The following is a 20420-nucleotide window of genomic DNA, read 5'->3' as shown; positions in this document are numbered from 1 at the left end:
TTCGATGATTGAGCCGGTGTCGATGACAGTTGAAGCAGGGCTTGCCGCCGAGCAAGACTTGCTGGCGGCCGTTTGCGCCGGTGATCAGGCATTCGGGCTACTGTTCTGGCAGCCAAATGACCAGGCTTTGGTCATGCCGCGCCGTTTGAGCCGCTTGCCGGCTTTTGACGCTGCCAGCCAGGTTTCGGCTGCTGCCGGTTGGCCGGTGTTGTTGCGCGAAACCGGCGGAGAGCCGGTGCCGCAGTCGGCCGCCACGGTCAATATCGCGCTGGTTTACGCGCCGCCGCGCAGCGAGGGCGATCAGGGCCGCATAGAAACCGGTTATCAGCGTTTGTGCCAGCCGATCTGTGATTTGCTGATTGAGTTGGGCGGTGACGCTTCTGTTGGCGAAATCGACGGCGCCTTCTGCGACGGTCGCTACAACGTCAACCTTAACGGCCGCAAGATGGTTGGCACCGCCCAGCGTTGGCGGCAAAGCGGCGGCCGCCCGGTGGGTTTGGTGCACGGTGCATTGTTGCTGGATAACGACCGTGAGGAATTGATTGCGGCGGTCAATCGCTTCAATGAGGCCTGCGGCCTCGACCAGCGGGTGCGTGCCGACAGCCATATCGCGCTACACGAAGCCTTTCCCGCACCGGATGCCATCACCCGATTGGACGCGTTGTACCGTCAGATGCTGGCCGGATTCCTGCCTGCTTAACGCGTACCGAACACCACCATCGTCTTGCCTTTGACGTGTACCAGGTTGCGTTCTTCCAGGTCCTTGAGCACACGACCGACCATTTCCCGCGAGCACCCGACGATGCGTCCGATCTCCTGGCGCGTGACCTTTATCTGCATGCCGTCGGGGTGAGTCATGGCATCGGGCTGCTTGCACAGTTCCAGCAAGCAGCGGGCCACGCGGCCGGTGACATCAAAGAACGCCAGGTCACCCACTTTGCGCGTGGTGTCGCGCAGGCGTTGGGCAATCTGCCCGCTCAAGGCGTAGAGGATGTCGGGATCATGCTGGGCCAGTTCGCGAAACTTGGCATAGCTGATCTCGGCAACTTCGCACTCGACCTTGGCCCGCACCCAGGCACTGCGCTCCTGCTCTTTGCCCGCTTGTTCAAACAGCCCCAGCTCACCGAAGAAATCCCCGGTATTGAGGTACGCGATGATCATTTCGCGGCCGTCTTCATCTTCGATCAGGATGGTGACCGAACCCTTGATAATGAAGAACAGTGTTTCGGAGCGTTCGCCCGCGCAAATGATGTTGTGCTTAACCGGGTAACGCCGGCGCTGGCAGTGCATCAACAATTTGTCGAGGTTCTTGATCTTGGGTGTGGGAGCAAGAGCAACCATGGTTGTATCCCGAAAAGACTGCACGGTGTGGTTGGAATTATTTTTATCCAGCGGTAACGGCATTGATACACGCTGTAAAAAGGATGGCAATACGCCATTGAATTGGCGCCAGCTTAACAGACACATTCTGCCTCGATTAGGGAATTTAGCGGGCAAACGTTGTCATTGATCGTTTTCATGCTGGGCGCTGCGGTTTCAAGACCCTGTGCTAAGCTGGCGACCCTTTTTTAGCAGTGGAGTCTGGGCGATGAAGGCACGCATCCAATGGGCGGGCGAGGCCATGTTCCTCGGTGAGTCGGGCAGTGGCCATGTAGTGGTTATGGATGGCCCGCCGGACGCCGGTGGCCGTAACCTGGGTGTACGCCCGATGGAAATGCTCCTGCTCGGTGTTGGCGGTTGCAGCAATTTCGATGTGGTCAGCATCTTGAAGAAGTCCCGCCAGGCCGTCGAAAGCTGCGAAGCCTTCCTGGAAGCCGAGCGCGCCACTGAAGACCCCAAGGTGTTTACCAAGATCCACATGCACTTTGTGGTCAAAGGCCGGGCGTTGAAGGAAGCTCAGGTCAAGCGTGCCATCGAGCTGTCGGCCGAGAAGTATTGCTCGGCATCGATCATGCTGGGCGCCGCCGGTGTGGCCATCACCCATGATTACGAGATTGTCGAGCTGGGTTGATTGCGAGTCGGCAATAGAAAAGGGCGCCTCGATGGCGCCCTTTTTCGTGTTGCGTTGCTCAGATTCGGTAGGTGCTTTTGGTCATGACCTTGGCCAATACGCTCATGCCGAACCTCACCGGCGCCGGGAAGCGGAAGCCGCCTGCATCCAGTGCGCTTTCTGCGTGGTGTTCTTCATCAATGCGCATTTGCTCAAGAATCGCCCGCGACTTTTCATCTTCGGCCGGCAGTTGCTCCAGGTGTTCATCCAGGTGTTTGCACACCTGATGTTCGGTTGCGGCGACAAAACCGAGGCTGACCTTGTCGCTGATCAGGCCGGCAGCGGCGCCGATACCGAACGACAAACCGTAAAACAGCGGGTTGAGCACGCTGGGATGGCTGCCGAGTTGGCGAATGCGCTGCTCGCACCAGGCCAGGTGGTCGATTTCTTCTTCTGCCGCATGTTCCATCGCTGCGCGTACCTGCGGCAGCTTGGCGGTCAGCGCCTGGCCCTGGTACAGCGCCTGGGCACAGACTTCACCGGTGTGGTTGATGCGCATCAGGCCGGCGACGTGGCGGGTGTCGGTCTCGCTCATCTGCGCATCGGGCTGCACGATGGCGGGCGAAGGCCGGTACGGCTGGCCGCTGAAGGGCAGCAGGGTGCGCATGGCCATGTCGGCTTGCAGCAACAGACGGTCAATCGGCGAGTAGTGACGTTGGGTAGTCATGCTGACCTCCGGGAAGAATCTCGGCGGCCAGTTTACCGCAAGAGAAGGCGATGCGTTTGCGCTGTGTCAATTTGCCCCTGTGGCGAGGGAGCTTGCTCGCGACCGACGGCGTAGCCGTCGCAAACTCCCCGCAACAATCAGCCCGGCGGCCAGTTCATCTGGCGCTGACCCAGCACGTGCATATGGATGTGATAAACAGTCTGCCCGCCTTTTGGATTGCAGTTCATCACTACGCGGAAGCCTTCCTCACAGCCTTGTTCCACGGCCAGGCGCTGGGCGGTGAACAGAATATGGCCGGCCAGAGCTTTGTCTTCTTCGGTCAGGTCATTGAGGGTGGGAATGTGTTTCTTCGGGATGACCAGAAAATGCACGGGCGCCACTGGGTAGATGTCCTTAAAGGCCAGAACTTGATCATCTTCGTAGATGATATCGGCAGGTATTTCTCTATTAATGATCTTGGTGAACAGAGTATCCACAGCTGTTTCTCCATTATGTAAGTGCAGAACGAGTGTACCGAGGCCGTCAGCGCGGGCAATAGGCCTTGTTGATGGCGCCGGCAATCTTGCGGGTCAGCCAGCGTGGGCTCAAGCGCGGGCTGAAGGCCAGCCAGCGGTTGCGTCGCCCGGGAATAATGATGGCTTTGTTCTTTTCCAGCGCCCGCACGGTGTAGAGCGCCACTTCTTCCGGGCTCATCAGTTGGCCGCTGCGGTCGAGCTTGGCGGTGTCCATTTGCGCGGTACCGAAGAATGCCGTGCGCGTGGGGCCGGGGCACAGCACCGAGACCTTGATACCGCAGGTCTTCAACTCTTCGCGCAGGCCTTCGGAGAAGTGCAGTACATACGCCTTGCTGGCGTAATAGCTGCTCATCCAGGGGCCGGGTTGGAAGGCTGCGACCGAGGCTACGTTGAGAATCTGCCCACCGCCATGCAGCGCCATGGCGTTGCCAAGGGCGTGGCACATGCGGGTGAGGGCCAGGATGTTGACTTCGATCAGGTCTTGCTCGGTCATCCAGTCCTGGGCGAGGAACGGCCCGCTGGTGCCCATGCCGGCGCAGTTGACCAACAGGTCGATCTGCCGCTCGCCTTCTTCAAGTTCCAGCAGGAACCCGGACAAACGCAGGGGTTCGCCCAGGTCGCAGGCACGAAACAGCACCTCGACGCCGAAACGCTGAGTCAATTCAATAGCAATGCATTCCAACTGATCACGCTGGCGGGCCACCAGAATCAAGCTGCGGCCGCGACGGGCCAGTGCTTCGGCCAAAGCCAGGCCGATGCCGCTGGAGGCGCCGGTGATCAGAGCGTAACGGGTCATGCCTTTCTCCATCGCAACGCCGCCGAGCCTGTGACAGAGGCATCACAGGCGGCGGGGCGTTTCTTCACTGTTCTGGAGAGTCTACAGGTTCGGCTGCGTCCTCAGCACTTTGCACGCTTTCTTCTTCATCTACGGTGACGCTTTGATCGGTGGCGTCATCGGCGGTGATGGAGCTGCTTTCGTAGCTGCTGTCCATATTCGCTTCGAGTTGGTTCAGGTAGCCGTTCATGCCCAGCGTCACCACAATGGCGAGCATCACCGGGATAAACGCCAGCCACAGGGTCGCCAACACCTTGACTGCTGTGGAGTTGCGCGGCGGCGGCGGGCCATATTGGTTGGCGCCTGCGTTGCCCGGCAGCACCAGCAGCAGGATCGGGAAGACGCTGTTGACCAATGGCACAAGGTTGAGGAGGTACAGCCAGCCGGACCAGCCCAGATCGTGCAGGCGTTGCACACCGATTTGCACGCTCACCCACACCAGTGCAACAAACAAGGCCAAGCCCAGCAGCACCCCGAGGATTGTGCCGGCAGTCGGCGAGGCGGTTGCCACGGCGAAGCTCGCGGTACTGATGATGCCACCGGCCACTAACAGCGCCAGGGTCAATACCAGCGTCCAGGCCAGATAACGCAAGCGGCCGATGCGCCCGTGTATGGTGAACACTTTAAGGGTTGAGAATTCCTCGGTGTACTCACCCACGGCAGCACGCGGTGGTGCATAGGGCGAAGCCGCAGGGCGCGAGAAGTCTGCAGCGCTGGCGTCGGTTTCGTGAGCTTCGGCCAGGTTGAAGGTTACCGGCTGCTCGGGTTCGATACGGGCATCGACGCCGGCGTTTTTCAGCGCAGTAAGGTAGGTTTCGGCATCGGCGCGGGAAAGGTCGCGCTTGAGCGCGACCGGGCGGCCGGTGAAAAGCTTTTCGATGGCTGCCACATCGCTTTTGAACAGCTCGGCGAGGTTCAGCTTGGCGGTGGTGCTTTCGACACCCGGGAGCAGGGCTCCGTCAAACACAATCTTGAAACGGCTGTCGCTCATGCGGGCATCCTTGTCACTTGTTCAGGGAAGGGTTTGCAGGCCTGCACACGTGGGCAGGCCTGCTGTTCAGTTCAACGTGGCCAGCGTAGTTGCGCTGCCTGCTCGCGTGCCTTGCGGTATTCGGCATCCAGGCGGGCAATCAGTTCATCGACGCTGGGTAAATCACCAATCTGGCCTACACCTTGGCCGGCTGACCATACGGTTTTCCAGGCCTTGGCCTCATCGCTCAACGGCTTGAGCTTGGAACCGAAGTTGATTTCGCCTTTGCCCTGCAGGGCGGCGAGATCGAAACCGGCGTTTTCCAGGCTCTGGCGCATGAAGCTTGCGGGTACGCCGGACACCGCAGCAGTGTGCACGATGTCGGCGGCGCGCGATGTGAGCAGCATCTCTTTATAGGGTTGCGGGGCGTGGCTTTCGGTGGTGCCGATAAAGCGCGTGCCGAAATACGCCAGGTCTGCGCCCAGCAGTTGGGCGGCGAGTATCTCATGCCCATGGTTGAGGCAGCCGGCCAGCAGCAGGGTTTTATCAAAGAATTGGCGAATCTCGGCGATCAGCGCGAACGGGCTCCAGGTGCCGGCGTGGCCTCCGGCGCCCGCTGCCACGGCGATCAGGCCGTCAACACCGGCCTCTGCGGCTTTCTCGGCATGCCGGCGGGTGGTGACGTCGTGAAACACCAGGCCACCGTAGCTGTGGACCGCATCCACCAGCTCCTTGACCGCGCCCAGGCTGGTAATGACGATCGGCACCTTGTGCTCGACGCAGATCGCCAGGTCGGCCTCAAGCCTTGGGTTGCTGTTATGCACGATCAGGTTGACGGCATAAGGCGCGGGGTTGTCCAGCTGCGCCAGGCCCGCTTCGATTTCCTCCAGCCAGGCCTTGAAACCACTGCTTTCGCGCTGGTTGAGTGCCGGGAAACTCCCCACCACGCCATTGCGACAACACGCCAGGACCAACTGCGGGTTGGAAATCAGAAACATCGGCGCAGCTACCACGGGTAGTCGCAGACGTTGTTCGAGCGAAGCGGGCAGTGACATTGGAGGTTCCCCGAGTAATTGAAATTAGAACGGTTTGACCACGACCAAAATTACGATAGCCAGCAATATCAGAACCGGCACTTCATTGAACCAGCGATAAAAGACATGGCTGCGGGTGTTTTCGCCACGGGCGAAGCGTTTTACCTGGGCGCCGCACATATGGTGGTAGCCGATCAGCAGCACCACCAGGGTGAGTTTGGCGTGGATCCAGGCACCGGATTGAAAAATGGCCGGGTTGAGGTAGATCAGCCAGCCGCCGAATATCAGGGTAGCGATCATTGCTGGCCCCATGATGCCGCGGTACAGCTTGCGCTCCATGACGCTGAAGCGTTCTTTGCTGACGGTGTCCTCACTTTGCGCGTGGTAGACGAACAGGCGTGGCAGGTAAAACAGCCCGGCAAACCAGCAGACGATACTGACGATATGGAAGGCTTTGATCCATAGATAGAGCATTTCTAGTTATTCCCAGGTTCACGGTAACTGAAGATAGTAGTGGCTCATGCGCCTGTACGTCACGTTGACGGTTGTCGCAGGACGATACGGCCCCTATTATCGACGGCTTTCCAGTGGGTTCGTTGAGGGCAGGTTTATGGTCAAGGTCGGTATCGTCGGCGGCACGGGTTACACCGGTGTCGAATTGCTGCGTCTGTTGGCTCAGCATCCGCAAGCTGAGGTGGTGGTTATCACTTCTCGATCCGAGGCTGGGCTGGCCGTGGCCGACATGTACCCGAACCTGCGAGGGCACTATGACGGCCTGGCGTTCAGCGTGCCGGACATCAAGACCCTGGGTGCGTGCGATGTGGTGTTCTTCGCCACGCCTCACGGGGTTGCGCATGCGCTGGCTGGCGAATTGCTGGCGGCGGGTACCAAGGTCATCGACCTGTCGGCCGACTTCCGCTTGCAGGACGCCGATGAGTGGGCCAAGTGGTACGGCCAGCCACACGGCGCGCCTGAGTTGCTGGAAGAGGCGGTGTACGGTCTGCCGGAAGTCAATCGTGAGCAGATCAAGCAGGCACGTCTGATTGCTGTGCCAGGTTGCTATCCGACCGCAACGCAGCTGGGTTTCCTGCCACTGCTGGAAGCAGGTCTGGCCGACGCTTCGCGCTTGATCGCCGACTGCAAGTCGGGCGTGAGTGGCGCTGGCCGTGGTGCAGCTGTAGGTTCGCTGTACTCCGAGACGTCGGAAAGCATGAAGGCCTACGCGGTTAAAGGGCATCGTCACTTGCCGGAAATTCGCCAGGGGCTGCGTCGTGCCGCCGGTAAAGACGTAGGCCTGACCTTCGTGCCGCACCTGACACCGATGATTCGTGGCATTCACTCCACGCTCTACGCCACTGTTGTCGACCGTTCGGTAGACCTGCAGGCGCTGTTCGAAAAACGTTATGCCAATGAACCGTTCGTCGACGTGATGCCGGCCGGCAGCCACCCGGAAACCCGTAGCGTGCGCGGTGCCAACGTATGCCGCATTGCCGTGCACCGCCCACAGGATGGTGATTTGGTGGTGGTGTTGTCGGTGATCGATAACCTGGTCAAGGGCGCGTCGGGCCAGGCCGTGCAGAACATGAACATTCTGTTTGGCCTGGATGAGAAGCTGGGCCTGTCCCATGCGGGCATGCTGCCTTAAGGCTGTTTGGCGGTTAAGCAAAAGGCCCGTTGATCGGGCCTTTTGTGTTTTTAATGGCGCCAGCGCAGATTGATATACCGTAACAATAGTTGACCGCTTTTCTAGGAGAAGCGGATAATGCCCGCCATTACGCATATGGCGGCGCTACGCCGGGAGATTATCAGCATGAGCGTTGAATCCTTCACCCCCACGGCTTTGCAATTCACCCACGGTGCTGCGCACAAGGTGAAGAGCCTGGTCGATGAAGAGGGTAATGATCGCTTGAAGCTGCGCGTATTCGTTACGGGCGGCGGTTGTTCAGGGTTTCAGTACGGTTTTACCTTCGATGAAGATGTGGCCGACGATGACACCATCGTTGAACGCGAGGGCGTCAGCCTGGTCGTGGACCCGATGAGCTTCCAATACCTGGCAGGGGCCGAGGTGGATTACCAGGAAGGTCTGGAAGGCTCGCGTTTCGTGATCAAGAACCCGAATGCCACCACGACCTGTGGTTGCGGGTCTTCGTTCTCGATCTGATCAGCAGCCTGATCTTCAGCAAATAAAAAACGCCGCTTGGCTTTGATAGGCCAAGCGGCGTTTTGCTGTCTGCAGGTTTACGCTGGGTAGATTGCGCCTAATACCCGAAGCCCGCGTGCGCCAGTGACACTTGGGCGGTTGGCGGTGATGCCCGCCAGGCAGCAATGGGCCAGCCAGGCGAAGGCCATGGCTTCAACCCAATCGGGGTCCACGCCGTAAGTGGCGGTGCTGCTGACCTGGGTGGACGGCAACAACGCTGCCAGGCGCTTCATCAACGTGGCGTTATGCGCGCCGCCGCCACAGACCAGCAGGGTTTCGGTGTCGGTTTGTGCCGCTTGCAGGGACTCGACGATGGTCTGTGCGGTCAGTTCAAGCAGAGTCGCTTGCACGTCCTCTGGCTGGAACGCTGGCAATCTGGCCAGGTGGTGTTGCAGCCATCCCAGGTTGAAGACTTCGCGGCCAGTGCTTTTCGGGCCTTTGGTCAGGAAGAACGGGTCGCTGAGCAGAGCGTTGAGTAGTGCAGGCTCGACCTGGCCAGCGGCCGCCCATTGGCCATCGCGATCAAAGTGCTCGCCGCGCTGATTGTGTATCCACGCATCCAGCAACACGTTGCCCGGGCCGCAGTCGAAGCCGGCTACGGGCTTGTTGGTCTCGATCAAGCTGAGGTTGCTGAAGCCGCCGACATTCAGCACGGCGCGGTTGCCGGTACGTTCGCCGAACAAGGCTTCGTGAAAGGCAGGCACCAAGGGCGCGCCTTGACCGCCGGCGGCCACATCGCGGCTGCGGAAATCACTGACGACGGTAATGCCCGTCAGCTCGGTGAGCAGGGCAGGGTTGCCGATTTGTACGGTAAAGCCTCGAGCAGGTTCATGGCGGATCGTCTGGCCGTGGCTGCCGATCGCACGTATGTCCTGGGGCTTGAGGGCTTGTTGTTCCAGTAAGGCATGGATGCCTTTGGCCGCCAGTGTCACCCAGTGTTGCTGGGCGAGCGCCGAACGGGCGATCTCATCCGGGCCGCTGGCGCACAGGCTTAGCAGCTCGGTGCGCAGATCGTCCGGCATGGGAATGTAGTGCGTGGCGATCAATTTGATCGCCGGGTCTTGTTCGATCAGGGCGATATCCAGGCCATCGAGGCTGGTCCCGGACATCACACCAATATAGAGCGCCATACCTTAGCGCTTCGCCGAGGCCAGCAGGGTGGAGCGCTCCTGGTCCATGCGTGCCATCAATGGCTGGCTCTGTTGCAGGAAGCGCGCGCGCTCGGCCTTGGCGATTGGGTCGGCCATCGGCAGCTTCTGACCCAGAGGGTCGACGTGGACGCCGTTCACCTGGAACTCATAGTGCAAATGCGGGCCGGTAGACAGGCCTGTGGTGCCGATATAGCCGATGACCTGGCCCTGCTTCACGTTGCTGCCGGTCGACACGCCTTTGGCGAACCCTTGCATGTGGCCGTACAGGGTGCGGTAGGTATTGCCGTGCTGGATGATCACGGTATTGCCGTAACCGCCGCGGCGGCCTGCCAGCAACACCTTGCCGTCACCGGCAGCCTTGATGGGCGTACCACGTGGGGCAGCATAGTCGACGCCTTTGTGGGCGCGGATCTTGTTGAGGATCGGATGCTTTCGGCCCATGGAGAAGCGCGAACTGATGCGGGCAAAGTCCACCGGCGTACGGATGAAGGCTTTGCGCATGCTGTTGCCATCGGCGGTGTAGTAGCTGGTGTTGCCTTGTTTGTTGGTGTAGCGCACTGCGGTGTAGGTTTTGCCGCGGTTGGTAAACCGCGCCGATAGAATCGCGCCGGTGCCGACGACTTTGCCGTTGGCCACTCTCTGCTCATAGATCACGTCGAATTCGTCACCCTGACGGATGTCCTGGGCGAAGTCGATGTCGTAGCCAAACACGCTGGCCATGTCCATGGTCATGCTGTGGGACAAGCCGGCGCGGGCGGCCGACTGTGACAGCGAGCTGTTGATGACGCCATGTACGTAGGCGGAGCGCGTCACCGGTTTGGTAGTGATGCGGTTGAACGCAAAGCCTTTGGCGCCTTTGCTCAGGCTAATGCTTTCGAGGTCGTTGACATTGCTGTGCAGGTTTTTCAGCTGGCCGTCGGCAGCCAATTCGAACTCAAGCTTCTGGCCGTGCTTGAGCTGAGTGAATTGCTTGGCTTGTTTATCGCTGGCCAGCAGCTCATTAACGGTAGCAGCGGGCAGGCCGACCTTTTCGAACAGCGTTGAAAGCGTATCGCCCTTGGCGACGATCACTTCGCGGTGCAGCGCGTTCTTGGTTGCAACTGGTGCAGGCGGTTCTTGAGTGGCCTGTTGGGTGTCTTCCGGGGTGCTTTCTATCTGTGCGAATGGAGATTCTGTCGGTGCGTTTGTGGCTTGTTGCGCGTCGGAAGCGTCTTGATCTTGTGTCAGTTGTTCAACTGGACTTTCCAGGTCAAGGCTCAGGGATGTTCGTTTGGCTTCTACGTCACTGGAAGGGAATACCAGGAGTGCCAGGCTGAGAAGGGCGGCGATACCACTTGCGGCGAGCAGGTGGGTCTTCGGGTAAAGCGGCGGCGCTTTAGACGGTTCTGTGGTCATAAGTAATTTTGACTTTGAAGATGAAATGGAAAAGATGAATGACATGATGAAGATGAAATAACTGTATAAAATATAACCAAATCATCTGTGGCGCAAGCTCGCGAACGCTGGGCTTGCTGAACGGTGTCCGTGCGCGGGACAAAACTTGTAATTAGTCCCTGATCTTGTATGGTTGGTTCCCTTTTGAATCTGAGCCTTGCGGGTCTGTTATGAAGTCGGTTGAAGAGCAGCTAGCGCTGATAAAACGTGGTGCGGAAGAACTGTTGGTCGAGGCTGAGCTGGTCGAAAAGCTCAAGCGTGGCCAACCCCTGCGTATTAAGGCTGGCTTCGATCCAACCGCGCCGGATCTTCACCTGGGTCATACCGTGCTTATTAATAAGCTGCGTCAGTTCCAGGAGCTGGGGCATCAGGTCATCTTCCTTATAGGTGACTTCACCGGGATGATCGGTGATCCGAGCGGCAAGAGCGCAACGCGCCCGCCGCTGACCCGTGAGCAGGTGCTCGATAATGCCGAGACCTACAAGACCCAGGTGTTCAAGATTCTCGATCCGGCCAAGACCGAGGTGGCGTTCAACTCCACCTGGATGGATCAGATGGGGCCGGCCGACTTTATTCGCCTGACTTCCCAGTACACCGTGGCGCGCATGCTTGAGCGTGATGACTTCGACAAGCGCTACTCCACCAATCAGCCAATCGCGATTCATGAGTTCCTCTACCCGCTGGTGCAGGGCTATGACTCGGTGGCATTGCGCGCGGACGTTGAGCTGGGCGGCACTGACCAGAAGTTCAACCTGCTGATGGGGCGTGAGCTCCAGCGTGCGTATGGGCAAGAAGCTCAGTGCATTTTGACCATGCCGTTGCTGGAAGGGTTGGATGGCGTCAAGAAGATGTCCAAGTCCCTGGGTAACTACGTTGGTATCCAGGAAGCGCCGGGTGTGATGTACGGCAAGCTGGTATCGATTCCAGATGCGTTGATGTGGCGTTATTTCGAGCTGTTGAGCTTCCGCTCGATGGATGAGATCAACGCACTGCGCGCTGAAGTCGAGGCGGGTGCGAATCCTCGTGATGTGAAGATCAAGTTGGCGGAAGAGATCGTTGCGCGCTTCCATGGTGAAGAGGCTGCGGCCAGTGCTCACCGTGCGGCCGGTAACCGCATGAAGGGTGGCGAGCTGCCGGATGATCTGCCAGAGATCGAATTGACCGCGGCTGAAGCGATGCCGATTGCCGCTGTACTTAATAAGGCGGGCCTGGTTAAGAACTCCGCGGTCGCGCGCGACCTGTTGGGTTCTGGTGGCGTGCGTATAGATGGTGAGGTTGTCGATCGCACCTTTATATATGAGCTGGGCGCTACCCACGTTTGCCAGGCTGGGAAGAAGGCATTTGCGCGTATTACGCTCAAAGCCGAATAAAACTGAAATGAGGTGTTGACGGCGTTTTATATCTGTCTATAATTCGCCCCACTTCCGGCGCAGTCGAAACGGAAAACTCCTTGATAAACAAAGAGTTATGAAGTTTTCGGCAGTAGGTTGCTTCAGTTCATCGAAGCCAAAAGGAAGTTGAAAAAGAGGTGTTGACAGCAGCGTGTAACGCTGTAGAATTCGCCTCCCGCTAACGAGAGATCGTAAGCGCAAGTGGTTGAAGTTGTTGAAGAATTCTTCGAAAACTTCTGAAAATAACCACTTGACAGCAAATGAGGCTGCTGTAGAATGCGCGCCTCGGTTGAGACGAAAGATCTTAACCAACCGCTCTTTAACAACTGAATCAAGCAATTCGTGTGGGTGCTTGTGGAGTCAGACTGATAGTCAACAAGATTATCAGCATCACAAGTTACTCCGCGAGAAATCAAAGATGTAACCAACGATTGCTGAGCCAAGTTTAGGGTTTCTTAAAAACCCAAAGATGTTTGAACTGAAGAGTTTGATCATGGCTCAGATTGAACGCTGGCGGCAGGCCTAACACATGCAAGTCGAGCGGTAGAGAGAAGCTTGCTTCTCTTGAGAGCGGCGGACGGGTGAGTAAAGCCTAGGAATCTGCCTGGTAGTGGGGGATAACGTTCGGAAACGGACGCTAATACCGCATACGTCCTACGGGAGAAAGCAGGGGACCTTCGGGCCTTGCGCTATCAGATGAGCCTAGGTCGGATTAGCTAGTTGGTGAGGTAATGGCTCACCAAGGCGACGATCCGTAACTGGTCTGAGAGGATGATCAGTCACACTGGAACTGAGACACGGTCCAGACTCCTACGGGAGGCAGCAGTGGGGAATATTGGACAATGGGCGAAAGCCTGATCCAGCCATGCCGCGTGTGTGAAGAAGGTCTTCGGATTGTAAAGCACTTTAAGTTGGGAGGAAGGGCATTAACCTAATACGTTAGTGTTTTGACGTTACCGACAGAATAAGCACCGGCTAACTCTGTGCCAGCAGCCGCGGTAATACAGAGGGTGCAAGCGTTAATCGGAATTACTGGGCGTAAAGCGCGCGTAGGTGGTTTGTTAAGTTGGATGTGAAATCCCCGGGCTCAACCTGGGAACTGCATTCAAAACTGACTGACTAGAGTATGGTAGAGGGTGGTGGAATTTCCTGTGTAGCGGTGAAATGCGTAGATATAGGAAGGAACACCAGTGGCGAAGGCGACCACCTGGACTAATACTGACACTGAGGTGCGAAAGCGTGGGGAGCAAACAGGATTAGATACCCTGGTAGTCCACGCCGTAAACGATGTCAACTAGCCGTTGGAAGCCTTGAGCTTTTAGTGGCGCAGCTAACGCATTAAGTTGACCGCCTGGGGAGTACGGCCGCAAGGTTAAAACTCAAATGAATTGACGGGGGCCCGCACAAGCGGTGGAGCATGTGGTTTAATTCGAAGCAACGCGAAGAACCTTACCAGGCCTTGACATCCAATGAACTTTCTAGAGATAGATTGGTGCCTTCGGGAGCATTGAGACAGGTGCTGCATGGCTGTCGTCAGCTCGTGTCGTGAGATGTTGGGTTAAGTCCCGTAACGAGCGCAACCCTTGTCCTTAGTTACCAGCACATAATGGTGGGCACTCTAAGGAGACTGCCGGTGACAAACCGGAGGAAGGTGGGGATGACGTCAAGTCATCATGGCCCTTACGGCCTGGGCTACACACGTGCTACAATGGTCGGTACAGAGGGTTGCCAAGCCGCGAGGTGGAGCTAATCCCACAAAACCGATCGTAGTCCGGATCGCAGTCTGCAACTCGACTGCGTGAAGTCGGAATCGCTAGTAATCGCGAATCAGAATGTCGCGGTGAATACGTTCCCGGGCCTTGTACACACCGCCCGTCACACCATGGGAGTGGGTTGCACCAGAAGTAGCTAGTCTAACCTTCGGGAGGACGGTTACCACGGTGTGATTCATGACTGGGGTGAAGTCGTAACAAGGTAGCCGTAGGGGAACCTGCGGCTGGATCACCTCCTTAATCGACGACATCAGCTGCTCCATAAGTTCCCACACGAATTGCTTGATTCATTGAAGAAGACGATAAGAAGCAGCCCGAAATTGGGTCTGTAGCTCAGTTGGTTAGAGCGCACCCCTGATAAGGGTGAGGTCGGCAGTTCGAATCTGCCCAGACCCACCAATTTTGTGTGGGAAACGCCTGTAGAAATACGGGGCCATAGCTCAGCTGGGAGAGCGCCTGCCTTGCACGCAGGAGGTCAACGGTTCGATCCCGTTTGGCTCCACCACTACTGCTTCTACGTTATGAAAGCTTAGAAATGAGCATTCCATCAGGTTGATGATGAATGTTGATTTCTAGTCTTTGATTAGATCGTTCTTTAAAAATTTGGGTATGTGATAGAAAGATAGACTGAACGTTACTTTCACTGGTAACGGATCAGGCTAAGGTAAAATTTGTGAGTTCTCTTAATTGAGAAATTCGAATTTTCGGCGAATGTTGTCTTCACAGTATAACCAGATTGCTTGGGGTTATATGGTCAAGTGAAGAAGCGCATACGGTGGATGCCTTGGCAGTCAGAGGCGATGAAAGACGTGGTAGCCTGCGAAAAGCTTCGGGGAGTCGGCAAACAGACTTTGATCCGGAGATGTCTGAATGGGGGAACCCAGCCATCATAAGATGGTTATCTTACGCTGAATACATAGGCGTAAGAGGCGAACCAGGGGAACTGAAACATCTAAGTACCCTGAGGAAAAGAAATCAACCGAGATTCCCTTAGTAGTGGCGAGCGAACGGGGACTAGCCCTTAAGTGGCTTTGAGATTAGCGGAACGCTCTGGAAAGTGCGGCCATAGTGGGTGATAGCCCTGTACGCGAAAATCTCTTAGTCATGAAATCGAGTAGGACGGAGCACGAGAAACTTTGTCTGAATATGGGGGGACCATCCTCCAAGGCTAAATACTACTGACTGACCGATAGTGAACTAGTACCGTGAGGGAAAGGCGAAAAGAACCCCGGAGAGGGGAGTGAAATAGATCCTGAAACCGTATGCGTACAAGCAGTGGGAGCCCACTTTGTTGGGTGACTGCGTACCTTTTGTATAATGGGTCAGCGACTTATTTTCAGTGGCGAGCTTAACCGAATAGGGGAGGCGTAGCGAAAGCGAGTCTTAATAGGGCGTCTAGTCGCTGGGAATAGACCCGAAACCGGGCGATCTATCCATGGGCAGGTTGAAGGTTGGGTAACACTAACTGGAGGACCGAACCGACTACCGTTGAAAAGTTAGCGGATGACCTGTGGATCGGAGTGAAAGGCTAATCAAGCTCGGAGATAGCTGGTTCTCCTCGAAAGCTATTTAGGTAGCGCCTCATGTATCACTGTAGGGGGTAGAGCACTGTTTCGGCTAGGGGGTCATCCCGACTTACCAAACCGATGCAAACTCCGAATACCTACAAGTGCCGAGCATGGGAGACACACGGCGGGTGCTAACGTCCGTCGTGAAAAGGGAAACAACCCAGACCGTCAGCTAAGGTCCCAAAGTTATGGTTAAGTGGGAAACGATGTGGGAAGGCTTAGACAGCTAGGAGGTTGGCTTAGAAGCAGCCACCCTTTAAAGAAAGCGTAATAGCTCACTAGTCGAGTCGGCCTGCGCGGAAGATGTAACGGGGCTCAAACCATACACCGAAGCTACGGGTATCACGTAAGTGATGCGGTAGAGGAGCGTTCTGTAAGCCTGTGAAGGTGAGTTGAGAAGCTTGCTGGAGGTATCAGAAGTGCGAATGCTGACATGAGTAACGACAATGGGTGTGAAAAACACCCACGCCGAAAGACCAAGGTTTCCTGCGCAACGTTAATCGACGCAGGGTTAGTCGGTCCCTAAGGCGAGGCTGAAAAGCGTAGTCGATGGAAAACAGGTTAATATTCCTGTACTTCTGGTTATTGCGATGGAGGGACGGAGAAGGCTAGGCCAGCTTGGCGTTGGTTGTCCAAGTTTAAGGTGGTAGGCTGAGATCTTAGGTAAATCCGGGATCTTAAGGCCGAGAGCTGATGACGAGTTAACTTTTAGTTAACGAAGTGGTTGATGCCATGCTTCCAAGAAAAGCTTCTAAGCTTCAGGTAACCAGGAACCGTACCCCAAACCGACACAGGTGGTTGGGTAGAGAATACCAAGGCGCTTGAGAGAACTCGGGTGAAGGAACTAGGCAAAATGGCACCGTAACTTCGGGAGAAGGTGCGCCGGTGAGGGTGAAGGACTTGCTCCGTAAGCTCATGCCGGTCGAAGATACCAGGCCGCTGCGACTGTTTATTAAAAACACAGCACTCTGCAAACACGAAAGTGGACGTATAGGGTGTGACGCCTGCCCGGTGCCGGAAGGTTAATTGATGGGGTTAGCTAACGCGAAGCTCTTGATCGAAGCCCCGGTAAACGGCGGCCGTAACTATAACGGTCCTAAGGTAGCGAAATTCCTTGTCGGGTAAGTTCCGACCTGCACGAATGGCGTAACGATGGCGGCGCTGTCTCCACCCGAGACTCAGTGAAATTGAAATCGCTGTGAAGATGCAGTGTATCCGCGGCTAGACGGAAAGACCCCGTGAACCTTTACTATAGCTTTGCACTGGACTTTGAATTTGCTTGTGTAGGATAGGTGGGAGGCTTTGAAGCGTGGACGCCAGTCTGCGTGGAGCCAACCTTGAAATACCACCCTGGCAACTTTGAGGTTCTAACTCAGGTCCGTTATCCGGATCGAGGACAGTGTATGGTGGGTAGTTTGACTGGGGCGGTCTCCTCCTAAAGAGTAACGGAGGAGTACGAAGGTGCGCTCAGACCGGTCGGAAATCGGTCGTAGAGTATAAAGGCAAAAGCGCGCTTGACTGCGAGACAGACACGTCGAGCAGGTACGAAAGTAGGTCTTAGTGATCCGGTGGTTCTGTATGGAAGGGCCATCGCTCAACGGATAAAAGGTACTCCGGGGATAACAGGCTGATACCGCCCAAGAGTTCATATCGACGGCGGTGTTTGGCACCTCGATGTCGGCTCATCACATCCTGGGGCTGAAGCCGGTCCCAAGGGTATGGCTGTTCGCCATTTAAAGTGGTACGCGAGCTGGGTTTAGAACGTCGTGAGACAGTTCGGTCCCTATCTGCCGTGGACGTTTGAGATTTGAGAGGGGCTGCTCCTAGTACGAGAGGACCGGAGTGGACGAACCTCTGGTGTTCCGGTTGTCACGCCAGTGGCATTGCCGGGTAGCTATGTTCGGAATAGATAACCGCTGAAAGCATCTAAGCGGGAAACTAGCCTCAAGATGAGATCTCACTGGGACCTTGAGTCCCCTGAAGGGCCGTCGAAGACTACGACGTTGATAGGTTGGGTGTGTAAGCGCTGTGAGGCGTTGAGCTAACCAATACTAATTGCCCGTGAGGCTTGACCATATAACACCCAAGCAATTTGAGTCGAAAGGCCAGATTGCGGTGTGTGAAGACGAGATGAACCGAAAGTTCGACATTCACAAAACACCGAAAGCTGTCACATACCCAATTTGCTGAAGCGAAGCCATCTGGCTACGACTCAGTACCCGAATTTCTTGACGACCATAGAGCATTGGAACCACCTGATCCCATCCCGAACTCAGTAGTGAAACGATGCATCGCCGATGGTAGTGTGGGGTTTCCCCATGTGAGAGTAGGTCATCGTCAAGATTAAATTCCGAAACCCCTGATTGCTAACGCAATCAGGGGTTTTGTTTTGGGCGGTCGTATAGTGGGCAAAGCTTGCTCATGTTTAGCATTAATCGCAACGCGCCCAGCCTGAGCTGCCGCGAACGCTTTCGTGCGACCACCAGTGCTAAATCCCGTCCTTTCTATGCAATGACCTTGCGCATGGCTATCATGCGTGCCTCATTGTGAGGCGATGCTTGCATGTTGACGTTGTTAACACTTCTCAAAGATGGCCGATTCCACTCCGGAGAGGCGCTGGGTGCTGCCCTAGGTGTCAGCCGCAGTGCTGTTTGGAAGCAGCTCCAGCATCTGGAGTCTGAATTGAACCTGCCCATCCATAAAGTTCGTGGCAGGGGGTATCAACTGGCATCTCCATTGGTGTTCTTGAATGCTGAAGAAATTCAAGGGCATGCTCCAGCTTTGACGTGGCCTGTTTACATCTATGATTCCATAGACTCCACCAATGCCGAGGCCTTGCGCCTCGTCGGCGCTGGTTGCGCGGCGCCATTTCTGGTGCTTGCGGAGCAGCAAACAGCGGGAAGGGGTAGGCGGGGTCGTAAGTGGGTCAGTCCGTTCGCTCAAAACCTGTATTACAGCCTCGTATTGCGCATTGATGGCGGGTTAAGGCAATTGGAGGGGCTTAGTCTTGTCGTGGGATTGGCGGTTATGCAGGCCTTGCGTGAGCTGGGTGTCCAGGCTGCTGCATTGAAATGGCCGAACGACGTCCTGGTTGGGCAGAAAAAAATTGCCGGCATCTTGCTGGAATTGGTCGGAGATCCCGCTGATGTTTGCCACGTTGTCCTCGGTGTAGGGATCAACGTAAATATGCAGAAGGCCGCAGAGGTCGATCAGCAGTGGACGTCGGCGCAGTTGGAGACAGGTTCCCCTGTCGACCGTAATCACTTGGTCGCACGGCTTGGGCTGCAACTGCAAAGTCACCTGGAGCGACACAAGGCTTCGGGCTTTGCTGCGCTCCAGGAAGAGTGGGAGCGAAATCATTTGTGGCAGGGTAAGGCCGTATCTCTTATCGCGGGTGTTAACCAGATTGATGGTGTGGTGCTGGGTGTTGATCACCAGGGCGCGCTTCGGCTGAGTGTCGAGGGTGCCGAGAAAATATACAGCGGCGGTGAGCTAAGCCTGAGGTTGCGTGATGATTCTTGAGCTCGACTGTGGGAATAGCTTTATCAAGTGGCGTGTGCTCGATTCGCCTATGGCCAGGGCGTCCGCTGAGGGTGTTGTCGGCTCGGACCTTGAATTGATCGAGGGCCTGAAGGCAATCCCGGGGCTGTCATTGACGCGTTGCCGCCTGGTAAGTGTTCGGGCCGCTGAGGAGACCGGGCAACTGGTTGAGGCTTTGCAGGGGGCATTTGGGGTTGTTGTGTCTTGTGCCGCTTCGGCGAGAGAGATGGCGGGTGTACGTAATGGTTACGAAGAGTTTGAGCGTCTTGGGCTAGATCGTTGGTTGGCAATGCTCGGTGGTTTCAAGCTGGCATCAGGTGCCTGCCTGGTGCTTGATTTCGGTACCGCCGCCACTGCGGACTTTATTGCTGCCGATGGTGAGCACCTTGGCGGTTTCATTTGCCCGGGAATGCCCCTTATGCGCAGCCAGTTGCGAACGCATACGCGCAAGATCCGCTACGACGATATTGCGGCGGAGCAGGCCCTGGCGCGCCTCTCGCCAGGTCGCACGACCGTTGAAGCCGTTGAGCGGGGTTGTACGCTGATGCTCAGGGGGTTTGTTTTGACCCAGCTTGAGTTGGCTCGAAGCTATTGGGGGGATGACTTCACGGTTTTTCTGACTGGCGGGGATGCTGACCTGGTCTCTGATGCCGTGCCTCACGCTCGTTTTGTTCCTGACCTGGTTTTTGTTGGTCTGGCGATGGCGTGTCCTTTGTCCTGAGGTATTTATGCGTTGGCTGTTTTTGCTTTTACTCGTTCTCAATGCCTTCTATTACATCTGGCATCAACAGGAAGCCCCGTTGCGCGCTAAAGATGTAACACCTCTGAGCCTCTATAAGGGCTCTCAGCAGGATATTCGCCTATTGAGTGAATCCTCTGACCCCATGGTTCGGCGCGACCGAGTAAGAGCGCCTGACGCACAAAATACCTGCCTATACATTGGTGGCTTTGCTGATCAGCGTCAGGCTCAGTCGGTCGAGCAGCGCCTCATAAGCCTGGATATAAAGGTCAAAGTGCTTCTCCTCAATACGCCTGACGCCTCCGGTTATTGGCTGCGTGTGGCCCCTGAAAGCAGGAGGCTGGCTGACGATCTGCCGTTTGAAAACCTTGCTAAGGAATTCAATGAGTTAAAACATAAAATAATGTTGTGCGAAGGCGTTGCAACTGTCGAATAGTTTGCATAGAATGGCGCCCGCTTCGCAGTGAAGACCTTTACGGTCTACAAGGTGAAGCGAAGGTCAACGCAGCTAACCTCATATTTTTAATGAGAAAATGCTTGACAGAAGGCCGGCG

General features: G+C 56.3%; 17 protein-coding genes, 2 tRNA genes and 3 rRNA genes. 13 read left to right on the top strand and 9 right to left on the bottom strand.

All coding sequences use genetic code 11. From position 1 onward, the window contains the following. The first annotated feature begins 4 nt into the window (after positions 1–4). On the top strand, positions 5–700 hold the full coding sequence (locus tag PSH96_RS26390) for a lipoate--protein ligase family protein (protein ID WP_305456094.1): 696 nt from the start codon (positions 5–7) through the stop codon (positions 698–700). On the opposite strand, the gene crp is transcribed toward PSH96_RS26390, so the two are convergent. Next, the gene (gene crp / locus PSH96_RS26385) at positions 697–1341 is read right to left on the bottom strand and encodes a cAMP-activated global transcriptional regulator CRP (protein ID WP_056857865.1); all 645 of its coding nucleotides are present in this window, start codon (positions 1339–1341) and stop codon (positions 697–699) included. The two genes, PSH96_RS26390 and crp, sit on opposite strands and share 4 nt — an antisense overlap. A 247-nt stretch (positions 1342–1588) precedes the next feature. Between crp and PSH96_RS26380 the strand changes: the two genes are divergently transcribed. Continuing rightward, on the top strand, positions 1589–2011 hold the full coding sequence (locus PSH96_RS26380; RefSeq protein ID WP_134828285.1) for an OsmC family protein: 423 nt from the start codon (positions 1589–1591) through the stop codon (positions 2009–2011). 58 nt (positions 2012–2069) lie between these two features. Here the strand turns inward: PSH96_RS26380 and coq7 are convergent, their stop codons facing one another. From coq7 to hemJ, 6 genes are all read right to left on the bottom strand, one after another. Further along, positions 2070–2717, bottom strand: coding sequence for a 2-polyprenyl-3-methyl-6-methoxy-1,4-benzoquinone monooxygenase (coq7, locus tag PSH96_RS26375; RefSeq protein WP_017138087.1), 648 nt, complete (start codon positions 2715–2717; stop codon positions 2070–2072). Positions 2718–2854: 137 nt separating this feature from the next. Then, positions 2855–3193 carry a histidine triad nucleotide-binding protein gene (locus PSH96_RS26370; RefSeq protein WP_305456088.1) on the bottom strand — a complete coding sequence of 113 codons (339 nt, stop codon included), beginning with the start codon at positions 3191–3193 and terminating at the stop codon, positions 2855–2857. Positions 3194–3239: 46 nt separating this feature from the next. Next, positions 3240–4028 (bottom strand): SDR family oxidoreductase, encoded by a 789-nt coding sequence (locus tag PSH96_RS26365; RefSeq protein ID WP_305456087.1) that lies wholly within the window; start codon positions 4026–4028, stop codon positions 3240–3242. A 64-nt stretch (positions 4029–4092) separates the two neighbouring features. Continuing rightward, positions 4093–5058 (bottom strand): DUF805 domain-containing protein, encoded by a 966-nt coding sequence (locus PSH96_RS26360; RefSeq protein ID WP_305456084.1) that lies wholly within the window; start codon positions 5056–5058, stop codon positions 4093–4095. Positions 5059–5129: 71 nt separating this feature from the next. Continuing rightward, the gene (locus PSH96_RS26355; protein WP_305456083.1) at positions 5130–6092 is read right to left on the bottom strand and encodes a nitronate monooxygenase family protein; all 963 of its coding nucleotides are present in this window, start codon (positions 6090–6092) and stop codon (positions 5130–5132) included. 24 nt (positions 6093–6116) lie between these two features. Then, the gene (hemJ, locus tag PSH96_RS26350) at positions 6117–6545 is read right to left on the bottom strand and encodes a protoporphyrinogen oxidase HemJ (protein WP_017138091.1); all 429 of its coding nucleotides are present in this window, start codon (positions 6543–6545) and stop codon (positions 6117–6119) included. A 136-nt stretch (positions 6546–6681) separates the two neighbouring features. Here hemJ and argC point away from each other — a divergent pair, with 136 nt between their 5' ends. Both argC and erpA read left to right on the top strand, forming a co-directional pair. Next, positions 6682–7716, top strand: a complete 1035-nt coding sequence (gene argC / locus PSH96_RS26345; protein ID WP_010206935.1) for an N-acetyl-gamma-glutamyl-phosphate reductase — start codon at positions 6682–6684, stop codon at positions 7714–7716. 165 nt (positions 7717–7881) lie between these two features. Next, the gene (gene erpA, locus PSH96_RS26340; protein WP_003176443.1) at positions 7882–8232 is read left to right on the top strand and encodes an iron-sulfur cluster insertion protein ErpA; all 351 of its coding nucleotides are present in this window, start codon (positions 7882–7884) and stop codon (positions 8230–8232) included. 77 nt (positions 8233–8309) lie between these two features. Here the strand turns inward: erpA and PSH96_RS26335 are convergent, their stop codons facing one another. Both PSH96_RS26335 and PSH96_RS26330 read right to left on the bottom strand, forming a co-directional pair. Further along, positions 8310–9401: an anhydro-N-acetylmuramic acid kinase gene (locus PSH96_RS26335; protein ID WP_305456081.1), complete on the bottom strand. Its 1092-nt coding sequence runs from the start codon at positions 9399–9401 to the stop codon at positions 8310–8312. A 3-nt stretch (positions 9402–9404) separates the two neighbouring features. Continuing rightward, positions 9405–10817, bottom strand: coding sequence for a peptidoglycan DD-metalloendopeptidase family protein (locus PSH96_RS26330; RefSeq protein WP_305456080.1), 1413 nt, complete (start codon positions 10815–10817; stop codon positions 9405–9407). A gap of 209 nt (positions 10818–11026) precedes the next feature. Between PSH96_RS26330 and tyrS the strand changes: the two genes are divergently transcribed. From tyrS to PSH96_RS26285, 9 genes are all read left to right on the top strand, one after another. After that, a complete protein-coding gene (gene tyrS / locus PSH96_RS26325; protein WP_305460175.1) occupies positions 11027–12226 on the top strand; it encodes a tyrosine--tRNA ligase in 1200 nt (399 codons plus the stop codon). Positions 12227–12722: 496 nt separating this feature from the next. Continuing rightward, positions 12723–14259 (top strand): 16S ribosomal RNA (locus PSH96_RS26320). Between the two features lie 82 nt (positions 14260–14341). Beyond that, a tRNA-Ile gene (locus PSH96_RS26315) sits at positions 14342–14418 on the top strand. A gap of 30 nt (positions 14419–14448) precedes the next feature. Beyond that, positions 14449–14524, top strand: a tRNA-Ala gene (locus tag PSH96_RS26310). Positions 14525–14771: 247 nt separating this feature from the next. Next, positions 14772–17663 (top strand): 23S ribosomal RNA (locus PSH96_RS26305). Positions 17664–17814: 151 nt separating this feature from the next. Beyond that, positions 17815–17930: ribosomal RNA gene (gene rrf, locus PSH96_RS26300) — 5S ribosomal RNA — on the top strand. The 16S, 23S and 5S rRNA genes sit together here with 2 tRNA genes alongside, the layout of an rRNA operon. Positions 17931–18149: 219 nt before the next feature. After that, positions 18150–19109 carry a bifunctional biotin--[acetyl-CoA-carboxylase] ligase/biotin operon repressor BirA gene (gene birA, locus PSH96_RS26295; protein ID WP_305456078.1) on the top strand — a complete coding sequence of 320 codons (960 nt, stop codon included), beginning with the start codon at positions 18150–18152 and terminating at the stop codon, positions 19107–19109. Then, positions 19099–19848, top strand: coding sequence for a pantothenate kinase (locus PSH96_RS26290; protein WP_058421345.1), 750 nt, complete (start codon positions 19099–19101; stop codon positions 19846–19848). The genes birA and PSH96_RS26290 overlap by 11 nt, the downstream gene beginning before the upstream one ends. 7 nt (positions 19849–19855) lie before the next feature. Next, positions 19856–20302, top strand: coding sequence for a hypothetical protein (locus PSH96_RS26285; protein ID WP_305456074.1), 447 nt, complete (start codon positions 19856–19858; stop codon positions 20300–20302). Positions 20303–20420 lie beyond the last annotated feature (118 nt).

The organism is Pseudomonas sp. FP2338 (assembly GCF_030687515.1).
GTDB lineage: Bacteria > Pseudomonadota > Gammaproteobacteria > Pseudomonadales > Pseudomonadaceae > Aquipseudomonas > Aquipseudomonas salomonii.
The sequence above is the reverse complement of the archived record's forward strand: the minus strand, read 5'-3'. Positions and strand labels throughout refer to the sequence as shown.